Genomic DNA, 16,665 nt, shown 5'->3' with positions numbered 1-16,665 from the left:
AATCTCAAGCGAGCGTTTGAATTACTAAGGGCCTGCGGGAGACCGTTGCGACGGATCCCGGATCCCGGATCCTGCGAACCGACCTGGAGGAACACGACATGAAGCTGCTCAGCCGGAAGTCGATCACCGCCGCGACCGCGGTGGCTGTCCTGGGCGGTCTGTCCATCGCCGCCGCGCCGACGCAGGCCGCGAGCCCCGCCCACAGCAGCGCGACGGCCCAGAGCAGTACGACGGCCCCGGACCTGACTCCTCGCCAGCTGGCGAAGCTGCCGCTCACCGACCGGCACCTGACCAAGCACGAGAGGCGCAACCTCGCGATCGTCCTGCGCGACTACTACGTGGCCGAGGGCGACCACATCGACGTCCCGACGTTCGTCAACAGCTTCACCAAAGACGGCGTCTTCAACGACATGGTCCCCGGCGTCGCCTACCGCGGCGAGGCGCTCGGCAACGTGCTGCCCTACATGGCCAACCTCTTCCCCGACGTCCACCGTGAACTCAAGCGCATCACCGTGAACGGCGACACCATCAGCATCGAGCTGTCGATCCAGGGCACCTTCGAGGGACCCCTGCAGTCACCCGCGGGCACCGTCAAGCCCAACGGCGCGAAGATCGACGTACCGACCGCCGACTTCTGGTACCTGCGCAACGGCAAGGTCGAGAAGTTCAACTGCTTCGTCGGCTACTCGACCATGTACCAGCAGATGGGCGTGAACATCGACTGGGCCTCGGCCGTCAACAAGCACTGAACCACTCCCCGGCGGATTGATCCCCGGCACTACCGGCCGCACAGCACCCGCCGACGCTCGGCTGCCGGCGGGCCGGTGAGACCGAGCCGTGCGGCTTTCCCGGGGCGAGACGCGGTCACACCGCACGGCGCGCCACTTCCCCGAGCCATACGTGCGGCACCCGCTCACCACCGGCGATCCCCTCACCCGGCTGCAGCTGCAGGTAGAAGACCGCCTTCCCTCTCGTCACCCACTACGGTCGGAGAACCCCTTGAAGGCCACAGGCAACACCATCTTCGTCGCCGGAGCGACCTCTGGCATCGGCCTCGGCCTCGCGCTGCGGCTGCACGCGGCAGGCAACCGGGTCATCGTTTCCGGGCGTCGCGAGGGCAGGCTGGCAGAGATCGTCTCGGAGAACCCCGGCATCGAATCCGTCGTGCTCGACGTCACCGACCCGGTGGCCGTCCAGGACGCCACCGCGCAACTGCTGCAACGCTTCCCCGACCTCAACGTCCTGGTGGCGATGGCCGGCATTATGCTGCCGGAGGACCTTCACAGCGGTGGTTTCCTCGACACCGCGGAAGCGACGGTGGCGACCAACCTCCTCGGCCCCCTCCGCCTCGTGGCCGCTCTGACCGAACACCTCGCCACCCGGCCTCAGGCGACGATCATGACCGTGTCCTCCGGGCTGGCATTCGTCCCCCTCCCGATCACCCCGACCTACAACGCCACCAAGGCCGCCATCCACTCCTTCACCGAGAGCCTGCGTGTCCAACTGGCGGACACTCGCGTCGAAGTCCTGGAATTGGTCCCCCCGGCGGTGCGCACCGCCTTGATGGGGCAGGAGGACTCCGAAACCGCCATGCCCCTCGACGCCTATCTCGATGAGGTCATGAGCATCCTCGGCTCCGGCGAACAACCGAATGAGATCCTCGTCAAGGCGGTCGAACCGCTGCGGTTCGCCGAGGCCCGCGGTGAATACACCGACATGCTGCGCCTGCTGTCCAACCACTGACGACTGCGAACCGGCCGACCTGGACGGCGAGTTCGAGCGCGTGGGCGACCTCCTCGTCGCGCTGGAGCAGCGCATCCGCGAGGCTCTGCTGCCGGGCCCTCCCGACCTGCTCCGGACCACCGATCCGCTGGACGCTGTGGATTCTGCGCCGGTTCGAGGACCTCGTCGAGGAGTTCAGCGAGCGGCTGGACGGAGCCGTGGGCACGGCGGGCCGGATGCTGCCACCGTCGCTCTCCGGCTGGGGCATCCGTTCAGACCAACCTCGGCCGGGTCTCGCCCCAACCTCATTGAGACAACGTTAACTTGATTGCGCAACCAACTACAGAGGAGCGCACCGGCATGACGACCCGGCTCGGAATCGGTCTCCCGCAGAATCGGCAGTACAACCTCGGCAAGGACGTGCCCGATGTGGCACGCGCCGCCGAGGACATCGGATACGACAGCCTCTGGGTGTACGAACGGGCCCTGTTCCCGGAACCCCAGACCCAGCCCCTGTACGGCGTCCCGGGCCTGCCCTGGCCCGACGCCTACCGGGGCGTGGCCGAGCCGCTGGTCACGCTGACGCTCGCGGCGGCGGCCACCGAGCGGGTCGAGCTGGGCACCGCCGTACTGGTGGCGCCGCTGCACATCCCCTTCCAGCTGGCCAAGTCCCTGGCGACGCTGGACGCGGCGAGCGGCGGCCGGGTGATCGCGGGCTTCGGCAGCGGCTGGTCCCTCGACGAGTACGCGGCCGCCGGGGTGCGCCCGTTCGAGGAACGCGGCAAGGTCATGGACGAGATGTTCGAGGTGTGCCGGGCGGTGTGGGGCCCGGACCCGGTGGTCTACGAGGACGGCCGGATCACGAGGATCGCCTCGGCCGTGGTCGGGCCGAAGCCGGCCCGGCCGATCCCGATCCTGGTGCCGGCCAACACCCCGCGGGCGATGCGCCGGCTCGTCGACCGCGCCGACGGCTGGCTGCCGTACGCCGACGGCCCCGAGCAGGTGGCCGCTCAGTGGCGCCAGTTGCAGGATCTCGCCGCCGAGCGGGGCCGCACCCGGCCGCTGCGGACGGTGGTGCGCGTGAACCCGGACTACACCGCCAAGCGGTACGAAGGGCCCGACCGCCAGCCCTTCCAGGGCGACGTCCAGCAGATCGTCAGCGATCTGATGGCGTACGCCGAGATCGGTCTCGACGAGTTCCTGGTCGACGTCTCATGGGCCACGCGGGACGCACAGGAGCTGAAGGACGTGGCCGCCGAGGTGTACTCGGCGGCCCGTGCGGCAGGTTTCTGACCGGCTCGCTCGGTCCGCGGGGCGTTCGACCGGCACGATCTCGTCGTAGACGTCTCCGGGGCGCGGGTTGGTCCGGTCGGTCTCGCCACCGAAGCGGTGCATGACGCCCCAGACCGCGTTCAGCGCGGTCTGGACGGCGCCCTCGCCCAGCCCGCCGTCCAGGAGATGCCGTCGCCGGCGAGGAAGATACCCCGCTTGTCCGCGGGCAGCCGGTCCTGCACGAAGCGTTTCTTGCCGCGAAGCCAGAGCGTGGTGGCCCATGCCCAGCGAGTGGTCACGGCTCCTGCTGTGACCGGATCGGTCCGTACCCGGACCCGATGAGGCCTGTCGCCACTCCAGCCCCGCCGGTCAGGCTTGGGAACATGACCCGAGCACTGATCGTCATCGACGTCCAGGAATCCTTCCGCGCCCGTCCGCTGTGGGAGACCATCTCCGACCCGAAGATCGCAGACCAGGTGGACCGGCTGGTCCGGCTCGCCCGCCAGGCCGGGGACCTGGTGGTGTGGGTGCTGCACTCCGAGCCCGGCAGCGGTGACGTCTTCGACCCCGCCCTCGGACATGTCCGGCTGATGGAGGAGTTGCAGCGCCGGGACACGGAACCGCTGATCCACAAGACCTCGCACAACGCCTTCACCACCACCAACCTGCAGCAAATCCTGACAGAGCGCGGCATCCACGAGCTCACTGTCTGCGGCATCCGAACCGAGCAGTGCGTGGAGACCACCACCCGCGTCGCGAGCGACTTCGGCTACCTGGTCACCCTCGTCATCGACGCCACCGCGACCAACCCCATCCCGCACCGTGACGCTCCCGCCGACCAGAGCGTCGCCGAACTGCTCTCGGACCCCCGCACCCTGAGCGCAGAGGAGATCATCAGGCGCACGGAGTACGCCCTTGCCGGACGCTTTGCCACCATCACCACTGTCGGACAGCTGGAAGCCGCGGCCGGGTCTCGGGCATGATGACCGGATCGTGAGCCACATCGTCTTTCTCCTGGTGCCCGGACTCCATCTGCTGGATCTGGCAGGCCCCGCGCAGGTCTTTTCCACGGCCTCCGACTTCGGGCACTCCTACACACTCGGCTACGTCGCCGAGCAACCGCTGGTCCCCACCGCTCAGGGCCTGCCCCTGGCGGCCCGGCTCGACTGGCCCGAACTCGACCACGAGGACCTGATCGTGGTGCCCGGCTGGCGGGCGCCCACCCTGGCCGGCAGTCCAGCCATCGGCGCGGCCTCCCTGCAGTTCCTCCGGGACCACCACGCCAGGGGCGGCACCGTCGCCAGCGTCTGCGCCGGAGCCGAGGCGCTCGGCCGAGCCGGCCTGCTCGACGGTCGCCGCTGCACCACCCACCACGATGTGCAGGACGAGCTCGCACGCCGCTACCCCAGGGCGACAGTCATTCGCGATGTTCTGTACACCGCCGACGACCGGGTGGTCACCTCGGCCGGCATCGCCAGTGGCATCGACCTGGCCCTGCACCTGATCGCCACCCGGCACGGCCCCGCCGTCGCCGCACAGGTGGCCCGGGACATGGTCGTCTACGCGCGGCGCAACGGCCATGAACCGCAGACCAGCGCAATGCTCAGGTACCGATCCCACCTCGACGACACCGTGCACCACGTCCAGGACCTGCTCGACACCCGCTTCGACCAACCGTTGCCCCTGTCCGCCCTGGCCGCGACCGTGGGCGTGAGCGAACGTACCCTCACCCGCCTCTTCACCCGCGCCACCGGCGGCCTCACCCCCCTGCGCTATCAGCAGACCCTCCGTCTTGAACGCGCCGAGCACCTCATCACCCACGGAGCCACGGTCGATGCCGCCGCCCGCGCGGTCGGCTTCGAGGATCCCCGCATGCTGCGCCGCCTGCGAGCTCGCGAGCACTGACCAGGAGCAACGCACGCCAGAACGCCGTACGAACCACTCCTGGCAACGGGACGGGCGACCAGAGGAGCGATGCGGATACCGCCATCACCTTTGAGCGACCGGCTGTCCAAGGGGAGCCGTCAACAGCATGGCGAGGGGCAGCTGCCCGGCTGGTTCACAGGTCACGCGACCGTACGTGGACGTGGCCGGCGAGGGGGTATGCGGGCGGTGCCGCGGGCAGGAGTGTGGACAGTTCGTACCGGCTCTTCTGGGCGACACGGCAGGACGCCGTGTTGTCCACTTGGTGCACGAGTTCCAGGCGGGTCAGCCCGTCACGGGAGAAGACGGTGAAGGCCCAGTTCGTCAGCGCCTGCAGTGCCCGGGGTGCCACTCCCCGGCCGCGTGCACGCGCCGCGGTCCAGTAACCGACCTCGGCGGACGACGCGCGCAGGGTGACGTCCTTGAGGACCACGTGCCCTGCCAACTGTCCCTCAGCACCTCCGGGTTGGGATTCCACGACGGCGAATCCGAAGTGGTGACCCGTCTCCCATCCCTGTTGCTGGTCCTGAATCCACTGTGCCGCACCCACTTCGTCGTTCACGCCTGCGCTTGTCCAGCGGCGCATGGCCTCGTCGCGATACAGCTCGACCAGCTCGGCAGCGTCTGCCGGACTCCAGGGGCGCAGTACGAGAGCGGGTGCTGTCGGTGTGGCGTCTGCCCTCAGTCGTCCAGCGGTCTTGTCCATCGGTCGAGAGTACTGACCCGCCGTGGCTTGCAGCGCTACGTCTGGCTGTGCGGCGGGGCTGTGGAGCCGTTGTGTCATCGGCCTGCCCGTACCCGCAACGCCGTGACGGACCAGCCGACCAGCGGGGCCAGGCGTTCCGGTGCCGGCCAGCCGTTGATCAGCGCGAGCAGCTGGAGGTACTCGTCCCTGCGGGGATCGCTCGCGGCTTCCAGGCGGTGCAGCAGCCACGTGTGCAGCCCGGCGTCATCGGGGCGGCCGTGGACGAGCGCGCAGCGAGCGGTGAGCGCAGCGACGACCGGATCGGCCTGGGGCGAATCCGCCCTGATGCCGCGTGCCACGGCCGGTGCGACAACGTCACGGGCGACGGCGACCGCGTCCGGGCGCGGGAGCCTGGGGGCACCCTCGGGCAGGCTGCCCGCATGGTCCTCGGCCAGGCGCCGCATACGGGCGCGGAAGTCCGGGTCCAGGGACAGCTCGGCCAGCTCCACCCACGCCCTGACCTGTTCATCTGTGGGGTTGTCGGGAAGTTCGGGTGTCATGGAGCGCCGAGCTGCGGCGTGGGAGACGTTGTGGAGGCCTTCGAAGACGGCATCGAGGAAGTCGTCGATCATGCGTCGGCGTTCGGCTGCGGACAGTGTGGCCAGCTGGTGCATGAGTTCCATCTCCTGAGGGGTGGGCTCGCGTTCGGCGGCGGCCGTCAGCACCGCCCGTCGCAGACGCAGGACGCTGATCTGCACGTCCAGTGCGGCGGCGTGCTCGGCGGCGACTTCACCGAGGGTGAGTTCCTGGTCCACGACCCGCCGGATCACGTCCAGGCCGAGTCCCAGTTCCCGCAGCGTCCGCACGAGGGCAAGGCGAGCGACGGCATCCGGGGCGTAACGCCGATAGCCGGCGGGAGTGCGGCCGGCAGGTGCCACGATGCCGCGATCGGAATAGAACCGGATCGTCTTGACCGACAGCCCGGTGTGCCGGGCCAGTTCACCGATCGAGCAGAGAGTGCCGCCGTCCATGAGTCCACCTTCCCGTCTCCCCCTGCGGGAGACTCAAGTCTGCGCCCCGGCTGCGGCTGCTGGTGGCCGCGGATGACCGTGATGCCGACGGTGAAGACGACGGTCGGTGTTCTGTTCGTCGGCATGCCGACTGCGACGCCGGCGCCGGACTCCTGCCGGCAGGCCTGCGATACGTTGCCCGCCATGACTGGACTCGACCCCCTCTGGCCGCCTGCACCGATCAGGACCGAGCGGCTCGTGCTGCGCCAGTCCGAGGCCCGCGACCGTACGACGTTCATCGAGCTGTTCGCCTCGCCGGAGGTGGGCACCTACGTCGGCGGCCCTCGACCGCGTGATGAGCTGGAGGGCTCCGCACCCGAGGTGCCCGGACGGCGCCCGGGCCTTTTCGTCATCGATCTCGACGGAGCGATGATCGGCATGATCACGCTCGACCGGCGCGGCGCGGAGCGTCCGGGGTACGTCCGTCCGGATGCCGGGGAGGCCGAGCTCGGCTACATGTTCCTGCCGCAGGCGTGGGGACACGGGCACGCCACTGAGGCATGCGCCGCGGCACTTGGCTGGTTCGCCGACGCGCTCCCCGGTGAACCGGTGGTGCTCTGCGCCCAGACCGCCAACGTCCGCTCCCTGCGCGTCGCGGCGAAACTGGGGTTCACCGAGGTGGAGCAGTTCGAGGAGTACGGCGCCGAGCAGTGGTTCGGCGTGTGGTCCTCACCCACGCCGTCCGGCTGAGCCCGCCCAGCGCCGGGGATCGGATCTCGTCGGAGACCAGGCGGTCCAGTACGGCGGTGGACGGCCTCGCACAACCCTTCAGCCCGCTGACGGGTCCCATACTCGGCGGCGGGCAGCGGGCCTCCGCGGCCCGGCCCCGTCCGTTTCCGGCCTCGCAGCGATCCCGGGAGCCTCACCGTGCGCCACATCAGATCCTCCAACACCAGCAGACCGCGCCACGCCACCGCCGCCACCGCGGCGACACTGCTGCTGATGATCGGTGCCACCATCACGGCGACGGCCCCGTCCGCCGAGGCCGCTCCCGCACCCATCACACACGACGACTTCAACAACGACGGCTACCGCGACCTCGTGGTCTCGGCCCCCGGCGGAACCGTCAGCGGGAAGAAGGGCGCCGGCTACGTCGCCGTCCTGTATGGCTCCGCGAGCGGCCTGTCGACCGCACACCGGGCGACGTTCAGTATGAGCACCCCCGGTGTGGTGGGCCTCGCCCAGACCGACGACCACTTCGGGCAGGCCACGGCCACGGCCGACCTCGACCGGGACGGCTACGACGACCTGATCGTGGGCGCGCCCGGCAGGGACATCGGTGCGGCCGTCGACGCGGGCTCGGCCACCGTCCTGTTCGGCTCGGCCACCGGGCTGCACGCCACGGGCAGCAAATGGTTGCAGGAGATCACCCCGGTGGCGGGCAACCGCTTCGGCGCGGCGCTGGCCGCCGGCTGGTTCAAGGTGGACGACTCGTCGGTGGCCATCCTGTCGAAGGACACCCTGTGGTCCTTCGGCTTCGAGGTCACCTCCAGCGGGCGTCGGATGGAAACGGACTACAGCCCCCTGTCCATGTTCGTGCCCTCGGACTTCCGTCCCACCGCCCTCACCATGGGCGACTACAACAAGGACCGCGCGGACGACCTGGTCATCCTCGGCAACGGGACCTTCGACACGGCCGGCGTGTACGGCAGGGCCATGTTCGTGTCCGGCGGACGTGGCGGGTGGGCTGACCACTACGAACTGTCCGGCGGCGGCCAGGTCGGAGCCTCGGGGGACGTGAACAAGGACGGTTACACCGACGTCGTGGTGGGAGCACCCGACGAACGGGACTCCCAGGGCAACCTGACCAGCGCCGGTGTCTTCTTCGTCCACTTCGGCGGACCCAACGGACCGGGCAGCCCGAGCGGCGGATACAACCGTCAGTTCTGGACGCAGAACTCGTCGGGCGTCCCGGGCGTCAACAGGCCCGGTGACCGCTTCGGCGGCGCCCTCAGCGTCCGGGACGTCGACGGCGACGGCTACGACGACGTGGCGATCGGCGCACCGGGCAACGACATCGGCAGCGCCGTCGACGCCGGTACCGTCTGGGTCATGCGCGGTTCCGCGTCCGGCCTGACCACCAAGAACATCCGCGTGCTCAGCCAGAGCCCACAGGCTGTCCCCAGCATCCCGGAAAGCGGTGACCAGTTCGGCGGTGCGGTGCGGCTCATCGACGCCGACCGCGACAACAGGGCCAGCCTGATCGCCGGTGCTCCGGGCGAGGACGGCGGCAACGGCGGGGTCTGGGTCTTCCCCGCCACCACCAGCGGGCCTTCCACCGACCGCTCATGGTCCTTCAACGGCAGCACACTGCACGCTCCCAACCCCGGCGCCCGCTTCGGCCAGACCCTGGCCCCGCACGGCCGCTGACAGCAGACCCACCAGCCGCTGAACGCCGGCAGCCGGGCAGGTCTCGGGCGTCTGTGGCCAGGGGGAAGCGGACGAACAGCGGTGTCGGAGGCCAAGCCACGCAGAGGTGCGCTGCCGGTGAGGGTACGGGTGGCGCCGGCCCCAACCCGGGGCGGGCGGGGGCAGCAGTCCCCTGAAGACGAGTCCGGGCCCACCCGCTACGGGGGAAAGCGGTGGACCCGGACTGGGCCAGGCTCCCACACCGCCACCCTCGGCGCACGGCATTCACCTCCTTCGGCCCCGCTCGCGTGTGGGCTGTCTGGTCGGGCGCAACTCTGAAGGAGTTATTGCGAAGTTTTCGCTTCATATCTACGGTGAGGGCATGCGTCCGAAGCGTGAGCCCGAGCAGATCACCGACTTGTCACGGTTGAGAGTGTTCATGAACCCGCTGCGGATGCAGCTCTGCCGACTGCTGCTCGCTGCAGGCTCGGCGACTGCCTCTCAGCTCGCGGAGTATGTCGACGAGACTCCGTCGCTGGTCAGTTACCACCTGCGCAAGCTGGCCGAGCACGGCTTCGTGGCCGAGGCGAGCGGCCAGGGTGCCGACGGGCGTGAGCGGTGGTGGCAGGTATCGTCCGAGGAGGGCTGGGGCTTCCGCGAGTCGGACTTCACGGCCACGCCCGAGGGAGCCGCCGCCGTCGGTGCGGTGACGCGCGGTCTCTTCGACACCCGTATCACCCAATACCGTGCCTACCTCGACCAGAAGTCCGCTTGGGGCACCGCGTGGACCGACGCGTCCTTCAACTCGGAGTGGCTGCTCGACCTGACCCCGGCGGAACTCGCCGAGATGAGCGATGAACTCGAGGCGCTGACCCGGCGGTGGCGAGAGCGCGGCAAGGCAGCCAAGGCGGCCGGCGACACCGAGGACCGCGAACACGTGTCCCTGTACCTCTACGGCTTCCCCTTCCGGCCCTGACGCCGCCGTATCCCTCGACTTCCTGGAGCCTTCCATGGCCACCGCAGAGACATCCCTGCCCGAACGCGCCACCATCCCGGCTTACCGCGACGGCAATGTGCTGCGCTGGCTCACCGCGTACACCGCCTCCCTCGTCGGCGACAGTGTGTACTTCATCGCCCTCGGCTGGTCCGTTCAGAAGACCGCCGGCTCCACCGAAGTCGGCCTTGTCATGGCCGCCGGGGCGCTGCCTCGGGCGTTACTCATGCTCGGCGGGGGCGTGGTCGCCGACCGGTTCGACCCCCGCCGGGTGATTCTCGGCAGTGACGCGCTGCGCTGTCTCCTCATCCTCGCGGTGGCAGCCGGTATCGCTCTGACCGCACCGGCTCTGTGGATCCTGGTCGCGGTGGCGATCGTCTTCGGCGCCATCGACGCGTTGTTCGTACCCGCGGTCGGTGCCCTCCCGCCGCGGATCACCGGTCCCGACCAGTTGGCCCGGGTCATCGGCCTGCGCTCACTGTCGATGCGCCTCAGCCAGATCGCGGGTCCGCCGATCGGCGGCCTGGCCATGGGGCTTGGAGGCCCGGCCGCCGCCTTCACCGTCGCCGGCCTGCTCTTCGCCCTCTCCCTGCCACTCCTGTTGACGATACGGATACGGTCTCTCGGAGTGCGCGACGCGGAGCAGCAGCCGGAGCCGGGCACGGCCCGCAACGACCTCCTCGACGGCCTCCGGTACATCCGCCGCCACCGCCTCATAGGCCCGCTCGTCGCCATCGGCGCCATCTGTGAACTCGGCCTCGTCGGCACCCTCAACGTCGGCATGCTGCTCCTCAACGCCGAGCGCGGCTGGGGCCCTTCCGGTTACGGCTGGATCGTCAGCAGCTTCGGCGCGGGAGCAACGGCCAGCGCCGCGCTGCTCGCCATCGTCGGCCGGCTGCCGCGCGCCGGGCTGCTGCTGGCCGGAACGCTGCTCGTGTGCTGCGTGGGAGCGGCCGCCCTCGCGGTTGTGCCGGCCCTCTGGTCCGCTGCCGTGCTGGCCGCGGTGGTCGGGCTGAACGCGGGCATCTTCGGCAGCCTCGGCAATGCCCTTGTCCAGATCACGGCGGACCCCGCCTATCTCGGCCGGGTCACCTCGGTCGCCATGCTCACCATGGTCGGCCTCGCGCCCCTCAGCTACCCGCTGGTCGGCGCCGCCATCGGAGCCTGGGGCGCTGCCCCGGTGTTCGCAGGCTGCGGCTGCTTCGCCGGCCTGGGCGTGGTCATCGCCCTGGCCTCCGACGCGGTGCGGCGTGCCGAACTGCCGCGGCAGCGGACAGGAGTGACCGCCTAGGCATCCGTGCCGCAGAAGCTCGTGCTCCGCCTCCGGCCTTGTCGACTGCCGATGCAGTGGCAGTAGTCGACTCCCCCGGGTCCCGTTCTCAGCAGGGGCTGGATGGGACGCCTCCGGGTGTCTGCCTCAGGACTGGTCCCGAAGGATGTCGGTGACCGCTTGGCTGAACTCCGCCGGCTGCTCGACATGACCGAAGTGGCCGCTGTGTTCGAGAACGGTCAGCCGTGCTCCGGGGATGCCGTCCCGCAGCATCACAGCCCAGCGCGGGCCGCAGATGAAGTCGCGTCGCCCTGCGATCACCACAGTCGGCGCGGTGATCTCGGCCAGCCGGTCCCGGACGTCGAAGGGCTCCCCGCCGGGTGCGGTGGCCGGCTCGGCGGAGATGTGTACCCGGGCCAGGAAGTCGGCGAACTCGGACTCGCGGGCCCAGAAGTCGGCGAAGTAGACCGGCAACGCCTCGCGCAGCAGTGCGCTGACCTGCTCGTCGTCGCCTGCGGTCAGTGCGCTCTGGAACGCCGCCGGGACGTTGGCAGCCTCGGGCCGGTCCGGGTAGATGTCCGGGTAGGCGGCCAGTCCGGCCATCGCGGCCTCCCACCAGTCCGGGCCGCCGACCGGTGAGGTGTGGTGGAGAACCAGGCCGGCCAGCCGGTCCGGGTGGTCCAGCGCGTATTGCTGGGCGACGAAACCGCCGTACGAGTGGCCGAGCAGATGAACCCGCGGTTCGCCGAGATGGTCGATGAGGGCGGCCAGGAACTGGACGTAGGTGTCCAGGCCGTAGACCGCCGGACGGCCCGAAGAACCCGTGCCGACCGGCTCCGGGTAGACCACGGTGAAGTGCTTCTCCAGCTCAGGGGAGCGAAGGTAGGCGTAGTCGAAGCCGGGGCCGCCCGGATGGGCGACGAGGATCGGCCCGGTCCCGGCTACGTGATAAGTCAGCTGGACGCCGTCGACGGTTATGTAGCTCATCCGATGTACTTCCTGTTCCGTTAGGGGTGACGCTGATCGGGGCGGGGCCTGCCGGTCCAGGCCACCGGATGGTCAGTGGTCGATCTCCGTCCGGTGTGCGGAGAAAGGCCAGGACTCGAACGGGCGAGAAGTCGCCTGTGCCGGGGACGTCGGGCTCGGGGCCGTTGGCCACCGGGCTGCGGTCACCCGGTGTGGCCTGCGCGGCCGGCACGTTCGGCTTCCGGGGCGCCTCCGTGCAAGGCCGCAGGGGATACCCGCTGTCCAGATCGGTGAGGCGCAGCGGAGATCGGTGATCGCCTGGTCGCGTACCTTGGACGGCACCGCCCCTCACGCGGACGTCACGGATCGCATCCGGGCTGACGACCAACAGCGGGAGGACATCGACGCGTTGCCGCTCCCACCCGAGCCGAAAGATGCCGAATCCCGGCGGTGCGGCTTCCCGGGCCGTGGCGTCGGCGGAGAGCGTCCCGCGCGGCCCGTCAGCCTTCACTCCCCTGCTGTTCGCCACCGGCCGATGCCCTCCAAGTAGTGCTCGACGACTGTGTGGTTCGGCTGAACGGTCATGTGTGGGCCTCCCCCGTCTCGTTCGAACGCGCCACGCCGTGTTCCATGTTCCCCAGCGATCTTGGGGCCCGGACGGTGCTGCGCAGAGTGACGTACACGGAGCCCGGTTCGTCGCGAGCCTCCGGGCGTGCTTCAGAAGTGCACCGTGGGTCTCGCGCCATAACTGACGGTGCCCGTGCTCCCGTTTGCGAATGTCGCGTCGCCGCAGTATTGGATTCACGCATCCCTGAGTTCACCGGTTACCGCGTGAGCGACCTCGCGTACCGAACGTCTGCAATTGCGCGGGCTTCGAGAGGCCGCGCCGACTCGTAACCCCATCCGTCGGCCGTCCAATTGGCCCGCCGAGGCTGCTTCGAGGTGACCGATCGGGGCCTGGTGACGGGAACGGGAATCCAGCGTCATCAGTACGTTTCCGTCGACATCCGGCCCGCCCGTTGTCGGCCTGCCTGCTGCACCTGGAGGGCGACGGCGACAAGTCGGCGCTGCCCCCGATCTCCGTCGTCAACGACTACCTGGTCTCCTGGTTCATGACGGCCGGTATCGCCGAGGCGCCGCGACGGCACGCCGTGGACGGCGGCAGCTACCGCGTCCACGTCTCCCTCTCCGTGTCGCCCCGTGGATCCTCTCCTCGATCCCCGTTGTTCGGGACGCCCTGAGTGGCTGTCCGCAGTCTGACCTCCTGCCAACCCGCCGGCCACACGGACACCCTCCGGATCAGCGCCGAACGGGTGTTGATTCCCGCGTGAACCAGACCGTGGAACCTGGGTTCTTCGGAACATGAACAACACTGGCGGGGCGAGCTGCGAGAACCATCTCCCTGAACCGATGAAGGGACGAAAACCATGTCAGGCAATTTCGGTGACTTCCAGATCGGCGTGTATTTCGACGCGGTCAACGGCGTCACTTCGCACTACCCGTTCGACGCCGCGTCGGTCGAGCGCAAGGCGGCCGAGACGCTTCCCGACTGGGTGTACCGGTACGTCTCGGCGGCCGCCGGCGACGGGCGGACCCAGCGCGCCAACATCGCCGCGTTCTCGCGCTACGGGATCATTCCCCGGATGATGGTCAGCCCGCCCGAGCGTGACCTGTCCAGGGGGCGTTGAAGGTGAGCCGGTCCACGATGGCCGCGCAAAGCCGTGGGTCACAAGGCGAACCAGGACAACGGACGAAGTAGTGCGCCACCAGTTGTCACGGATAAGAGGTGGTACGCGCTACGTGGGCATGGAGCAGGCTCGAGGACGATTCAAAACCGTGGCGGGAGTATGCGGGGATCGCGCGAGGACTGGAGTGCACGGTCACTCGTTCCAGTCCGAGTTCCCCGGCCCTGGCCAAGACCGCGTCGATCAACCGGCCACCCAGGCCGCCGTCACGCTCACCGGGAATCACGTAGACGCACTGCAGGTCGCCTGATGCCCGCTCCAGGGCACGCGGACTCGGAACCCGCCGCAGAACGGCCAGCCAGGCCATGCCGATGATCGCCTCATCGCGGACCAGGACCATGCACCGATGCGAGGACGCATTCTCCCTCGCCCACTCGACGAAGTGCTGCACAAACTCTTCGTGGTCGGTGACGGGCACCTCTTGGTTTTCGAGGATCCACTGCCACCGAAGCTCGGCAACGACGTTCAGTTCGTGCGGGGCTGCCGCACGGATAGTGATGTTGTTGTCCACTCACGCATTGTGCTGTGGTCCCGCCGCCGACGTCATCCGCACGAGGGACACACCCTCGGCCGCTTGTCGAGTCTCGTGGCCACGGCCCAGTGCCTCTTGAGACGGCTGGGCACTGTCCGATGGCTTGTGTGACTGGCCAGTGATCATGTCGTTCTGGCCTGCCTGAAGCGGGGCGAACTGTCGGATACAGAGTGGACTCGGTTGGAACCACACCTGCCGAAGAACGTGGGGCGGGGCGGGCGTTGGAAGACCCACCGCAGGGTGCTCAATGGCATTCTCTTTCGCCGGCGGATCGGTATCCCCTGGCGAGACCTGCCGGCGTGGTTCGAAAAGCGGAAGACAGTGTACGACCGGCATCGCCGCTGGTCGGCGGATGGCACATGGAAACGGATTCTGCAGGCTCTCCAGGCCGAGGCGGACTCGGCCTCATGTAGAGCCCACCCGCATGCCTGGGGTGCGCCCGTAGGACCGCACCACACGTTTCGGGCGGTAGCTGCCAGGTACGGCAAGCGTGCCTACGTCTGCCACGGAACCGTCACCATCGCAGCCGTACGGCTCTGGCTCCGAGCCTGGGCTCGGGGCATACGAGACATCGAGCAGGGTTCCCGCCTCCGACGATGCATCCGCAGCGTCCACTTGATCAAGTGGCTTAGGGTTCCCGCATGACGACCACACTGTGTCTGGAGCAGATCACCCCCGCCAACTTCGACGTCGCGATCGGTCTGCGGGTTCGTCCGGATCAGGAGCACTTGGTCGCGCCGGTCGTGAAATCTCTGGCCGAGGCATATCTCTATCCCGGCATAGCCTGGCCCCGCCTCATCCTTGACGGTGACCGTCCCGTCGGTTTCCTCATGGCCTTCTTCGACATCGATTGGAGGGGCGACGGCACAGGCACCGACATCCGTTCCGGTCTCTGGCGGCTCAACATCGCAGATGGCGAGCAGGGCCGAGGTTACGGGCGCTTCGCGGTCGAGTCCGTCGCTGCTGAAATCCGCCGTCGAGGCGGCACCCGCCTCACCACCACCTGGCATCCGGGCACGGACGGCCCCGAAGGTTTCTACCTCGGGCTCGGATTCCGTCTGACCGGTGAGACCAGCGGAGGCCAGACAGTCGGCGAGCTGGACCTGCGCTAGGACTCGGCCTATCGCACAGGCCCTGACAGGGCGGGGCTTGCTCGGTCGCCAGGAAGGGGCTGTGCGTCGAGGGGATACAGGCGTCGTTCCACGGCACCTCTGTCGCAGGCCGATGGCATGGTCACGACGCGAGGGAACAAGGGGCAGCCCAACCCCGCCGGCGCAGGCAGGCGGGGTCGGTGCGGAACGAGTCGGCCCCCCTGTCACCACTCACCCGCGGCAGGCGAACGCGAGGACGACCGGGCGCCGGGACTCGGAACCCGTCGTCAGGCGAGGTGCCGGGAGAAGAACCTCAGCGTGCTGTCCTGCTCGAATGCCGGCAGGTCTCCGTGTTTGCCGGGGTTGGCGTGGAGCGTCTTCTCGGTCGAGGCGAAGGCGTCGAACAGCGCCAGGCACTGGTCACGCGGCACACGCTCGTCGTCCCACTGCACCAGGAACTCCACCGGAACGGTGATCCGTGCGGCGTCCTCGCCCGAGGCCGAGGCTCCGCCAAGGCCCAACACGGCGGCGCGGACGCGGGGTTCGGCGGCGACGAAGGGAACGCCGAGTCCGCATCCCAGCGAGACTCCCCAGTAGCCCACCGGCCCGTCGCCCACGTGATCGAGTTGTTGGACGGCTTCCAGCACCGTCCGCCATTCCGGAACCGTCTGGCGGGCCACGAGCGCCTGGAATCCGGCGATCAGCGGCGCGAGTTCTTCCCCGGCCGCCACACGTGCCTGGTTCTCGGTCGCGATCCGGTTGTACCTCTCGTCCAGTGGCCGATCGCCATGGCCGGGTACGTCGACCGCCATCACCGCGAACCCGCACTCGGTCACAGAGCGGCGCGCGCGGTCCACGATGTCGGGGGCCTTCTTGTGCTGACCGCCGCCGTGTCCCATCACGATGAGGGGACGAGTACCTGCAGCGCCTTCCGGCGTCCACAGGACGCCGGGAATGTCGTTGAGGACAAAAAGCTGTTCGCAGACGCCGTCGGAGGACGTCTCAGAGATGAAGCGCATTGCGTTTCAAGCCCTTCGGGATGCCTT

17 protein-coding genes and 3 pseudogenes are annotated in these 16,665 nt (G+C 69.0%); 14 read left to right on the top strand and 6 right to left on the bottom strand.

Going from position 1 to position 16,665, the window contains the following annotated elements; genetic code table 11:
* The first annotated feature begins 98 nt into the window (after nucleotides 1-98).
* The 4 genes and pseudogenes from ACFWXC_RS12115 to ACFWXC_RS12100 all read left to right on the top strand — a co-directional run bounded on the left by ACFWXC_RS12115 (nucleotide 99) and on the right by ACFWXC_RS12100 (nucleotide 3,015).
* Nucleotides 99-749, top strand: coding sequence for a nuclear transport factor 2 family protein (locus ACFWXC_RS12115; protein WP_384477058.1), 651 nt, complete (start codon nucleotides 99-101; stop codon nucleotides 747-749).
* 250 nt (nucleotides 750-999) lie between these two features.
* On the top strand, nucleotides 1,000-1,743 hold the full coding sequence (locus ACFWXC_RS12110) for an SDR family oxidoreductase (RefSeq protein ID WP_384477055.1): 744 nt from the start codon (nucleotides 1,000-1,002) through the stop codon (nucleotides 1,741-1,743).
* Nucleotides 1,744-1,747: 4 nt separating this feature from the next.
* Nucleotides 1,748-2,045: pseudogene (locus ACFWXC_RS12105) on the top strand (hypothetical protein); the annotation flags it as partial.
* Between the two features lie 37 nt (nucleotides 2,046-2,082).
* Nucleotides 2,083-3,015 (top strand): LLM class F420-dependent oxidoreductase, encoded by a 933-nt coding sequence (locus tag ACFWXC_RS12100; protein ID WP_384477052.1) that lies wholly within the window; start codon nucleotides 2,083-2,085, stop codon nucleotides 3,013-3,015.
* A gap of 12 nt (nucleotides 3,016-3,027) precedes the next feature.
* Here ACFWXC_RS12100 and ACFWXC_RS12095 read toward each other — a convergent pair.
* A pseudogene (locus ACFWXC_RS12095) lies at nucleotides 3,028-3,239 on the bottom strand (amine oxidase); the annotation flags it as partial.
* Between the two features lie 138 nt (nucleotides 3,240-3,377).
* Here ACFWXC_RS12095 and ACFWXC_RS12090 point away from each other — a divergent pair.
* Entirely contained in the window at nucleotides 3,378-3,977 is a 600-nt protein-coding gene (locus tag ACFWXC_RS12090) for an isochorismatase family protein (RefSeq protein ID WP_384477049.1), read from the top strand.
* 10 nt (nucleotides 3,978-3,987) lie between these two features.
* Entirely contained in the window at nucleotides 3,988-4,899 is a 912-nt protein-coding gene (locus ACFWXC_RS12085; RefSeq protein ID WP_384477046.1) for a GlxA family transcriptional regulator, read from the top strand.
* Between the two features lie 154 nt (nucleotides 4,900-5,053).
* Here the strand turns inward: ACFWXC_RS12085 and ACFWXC_RS12080 are convergent, their stop codons facing one another.
* Both ACFWXC_RS12080 and ACFWXC_RS12075 read right to left on the bottom strand, forming a co-directional pair.
* Nucleotides 5,054-5,623 (bottom strand): GNAT family N-acetyltransferase, encoded by a 570-nt coding sequence (locus ACFWXC_RS12080; protein ID WP_384477043.1) that lies wholly within the window; start codon nucleotides 5,621-5,623, stop codon nucleotides 5,054-5,056.
* Nucleotides 5,624-5,697: 74 nt separating this feature from the next.
* Nucleotides 5,698-6,633, bottom strand: coding sequence for a MerR family transcriptional regulator (locus ACFWXC_RS12075; RefSeq protein WP_384477040.1), 936 nt, complete (start codon nucleotides 6,631-6,633; stop codon nucleotides 5,698-5,700).
* A gap of 183 nt (nucleotides 6,634-6,816) precedes the next feature.
* Here ACFWXC_RS12075 and ACFWXC_RS12070 point away from each other — a divergent pair, with 183 nt between their 5' ends.
* From ACFWXC_RS12070 to ACFWXC_RS12055, 4 genes are all read left to right on the top strand, one after another.
* Complete coding sequence (locus ACFWXC_RS12070) at nucleotides 6,817-7,362, top strand: GNAT family N-acetyltransferase (RefSeq protein ID WP_384477037.1); 546 nt, start codon at nucleotides 6,817-6,819, stop codon at nucleotides 7,360-7,362.
* A gap of 177 nt (nucleotides 7,363-7,539) precedes the next feature.
* Nucleotides 7,540-9,042 carry an esterase gene (locus tag ACFWXC_RS12065; RefSeq protein ID WP_384477035.1) on the top strand — a complete coding sequence of 501 codons (1,503 nt, stop codon included), beginning with the start codon at nucleotides 7,540-7,542 and terminating at the stop codon, nucleotides 9,040-9,042.
* A gap of 361 nt (nucleotides 9,043-9,403) precedes the next feature.
* Nucleotides 9,404-9,997, top strand: a complete 594-nt coding sequence (locus ACFWXC_RS12060) for an ArsR/SmtB family transcription factor (RefSeq protein WP_384477032.1) — start codon at nucleotides 9,404-9,406, stop codon at nucleotides 9,995-9,997.
* A 34-nt stretch (nucleotides 9,998-10,031) separates the two neighbouring features.
* Entirely contained in the window at nucleotides 10,032-11,306 is a 1,275-nt protein-coding gene (locus ACFWXC_RS12055; RefSeq protein WP_384477029.1) for an MFS transporter, read from the top strand.
* Nucleotides 11,307-11,432: 126 nt separating this feature from the next.
* Here the strand turns inward: ACFWXC_RS12055 and ACFWXC_RS12050 are convergent, their stop codons facing one another.
* Nucleotides 11,433-12,272, bottom strand: coding sequence for an alpha/beta fold hydrolase (locus ACFWXC_RS12050; RefSeq protein ID WP_384477026.1), 840 nt, complete (start codon nucleotides 12,270-12,272; stop codon nucleotides 11,433-11,435).
* A 998-nt stretch (nucleotides 12,273-13,270) separates the two neighbouring features.
* Between ACFWXC_RS12050 and ACFWXC_RS12045 the strand changes: the two genes are divergently transcribed.
* Both ACFWXC_RS12045 and ACFWXC_RS12040 read left to right on the top strand, forming a co-directional pair.
* Nucleotides 13,271-13,492: a hypothetical protein gene (locus ACFWXC_RS12045; protein WP_384477023.1), complete on the top strand. Its 222-nt coding sequence runs from the start codon at nucleotides 13,271-13,273 to the stop codon at nucleotides 13,490-13,492.
* A 186-nt stretch (nucleotides 13,493-13,678) separates the two neighbouring features.
* A complete protein-coding gene (locus ACFWXC_RS12040; RefSeq protein WP_384477020.1) occupies nucleotides 13,679-13,939 on the top strand; it encodes an alpha-hydroxy-acid oxidizing protein in 261 nt (86 codons plus the stop codon).
* Nucleotides 13,940-14,024: 85 nt separating this feature from the next.
* Here the strand turns inward: ACFWXC_RS12040 and ACFWXC_RS12035 are convergent, their stop codons facing one another.
* Complete coding sequence (locus ACFWXC_RS12035) at nucleotides 14,025-14,507, bottom strand: GNAT family N-acetyltransferase (protein ID WP_384477017.1); 483 nt, start codon at nucleotides 14,505-14,507, stop codon at nucleotides 14,025-14,027.
* A gap of 162 nt (nucleotides 14,508-14,669) precedes the next feature.
* On the opposite strand from ACFWXC_RS12035, the pseudogene ACFWXC_RS12030 reads away from it, so the two are divergent.
* Both ACFWXC_RS12030 and ACFWXC_RS12025 read left to right on the top strand, forming a co-directional pair.
* Nucleotides 14,670-14,966, top strand: a pseudogene (locus tag ACFWXC_RS12030) (transposase); the annotation flags it as partial.
* A gap of 203 nt (nucleotides 14,967-15,169) precedes the next feature.
* Entirely contained in the window at nucleotides 15,170-15,640 is a 471-nt protein-coding gene (locus ACFWXC_RS12025; protein ID WP_384477014.1) for a GNAT family N-acetyltransferase, read from the top strand.
* 266 nt (nucleotides 15,641-15,906) lie between these two features.
* Here the strand turns inward: ACFWXC_RS12025 and ACFWXC_RS12020 are convergent, their stop codons facing one another.
* Complete coding sequence (locus ACFWXC_RS12020; RefSeq protein ID WP_384477011.1) at nucleotides 15,907-16,638, bottom strand: dienelactone hydrolase family protein; 732 nt, start codon at nucleotides 16,636-16,638, stop codon at nucleotides 15,907-15,909.
* Nucleotides 16,639-16,665 lie beyond the last annotated feature (27 nt).

It is taken from the genome of Streptomyces sp. NPDC058683, assembly GCF_042716195.1.
Lineage (GTDB): Bacteria > Actinomycetota > Actinomycetes > Streptomycetales > Streptomycetaceae > Streptomyces.
Note: the sequence above shows the minus strand (reverse complement) of the source record. Positions and strands in the feature narration are given on the sequence as shown.

Coding starts and splice junctions, on each gene's coding strand:
- ACFWXC_RS12115 (WP_384477058.1), top strand. CDS start 99: ATGAAGCTGCTCAGCCGGAAGTCGATCACCGCCGCGACCGCGGTGGCT.
- ACFWXC_RS12100 (WP_384477052.1), top strand. CDS start 2,083: ATGACGACCCGGCTCGGAATCGGTCTCCCGCAGAATCGGCAGTACAAC.
- ACFWXC_RS12090 (WP_384477049.1), top strand. CDS start 3,378: ATGACCCGAGCACTGATCGTCATCGACGTCCAGGAATCCTTCCGCGCC.
- ACFWXC_RS12080 (WP_384477043.1), bottom strand. CDS start 5,623: ATGGACAAGACCGCTGGACGACTGAGGGCAGACGCCACACCGACAGCA.
- ACFWXC_RS12075 (WP_384477040.1), bottom strand. CDS start 6,633: ATGGACGGCGGCACTCTCTGCTCGATCGGTGAACTGGCCCGGCACACC.
- ACFWXC_RS12070 (WP_384477037.1), top strand. CDS start 6,817: ATGACTGGACTCGACCCCCTCTGGCCGCCTGCACCGATCAGGACCGAG.
- ACFWXC_RS12060 (WP_384477032.1), top strand. CDS start 9,404: ATGCGTCCGAAGCGTGAGCCCGAGCAGATCACCGACTTGTCACGGTTG.
- ACFWXC_RS12055 (WP_384477029.1), top strand. CDS start 10,032: ATGGCCACCGCAGAGACATCCCTGCCCGAACGCGCCACCATCCCGGCT.
- ACFWXC_RS12050 (WP_384477026.1), bottom strand. CDS start 12,272: ATGAGCTACATAACCGTCGACGGCGTCCAGCTGACTTATCACGTAGCC.
- ACFWXC_RS12040 (WP_384477020.1), top strand. CDS start 13,679: ATGTCAGGCAATTTCGGTGACTTCCAGATCGGCGTGTATTTCGACGCG.
- ACFWXC_RS12025 (WP_384477014.1), top strand. CDS start 15,170: ATGACGACCACACTGTGTCTGGAGCAGATCACCCCCGCCAACTTCGAC.
- ACFWXC_RS12020 (WP_384477011.1), bottom strand. CDS start 16,638: ATGCGCTTCATCTCTGAGACGTCCTCCGACGGCGTCTGCGAACAGCTT.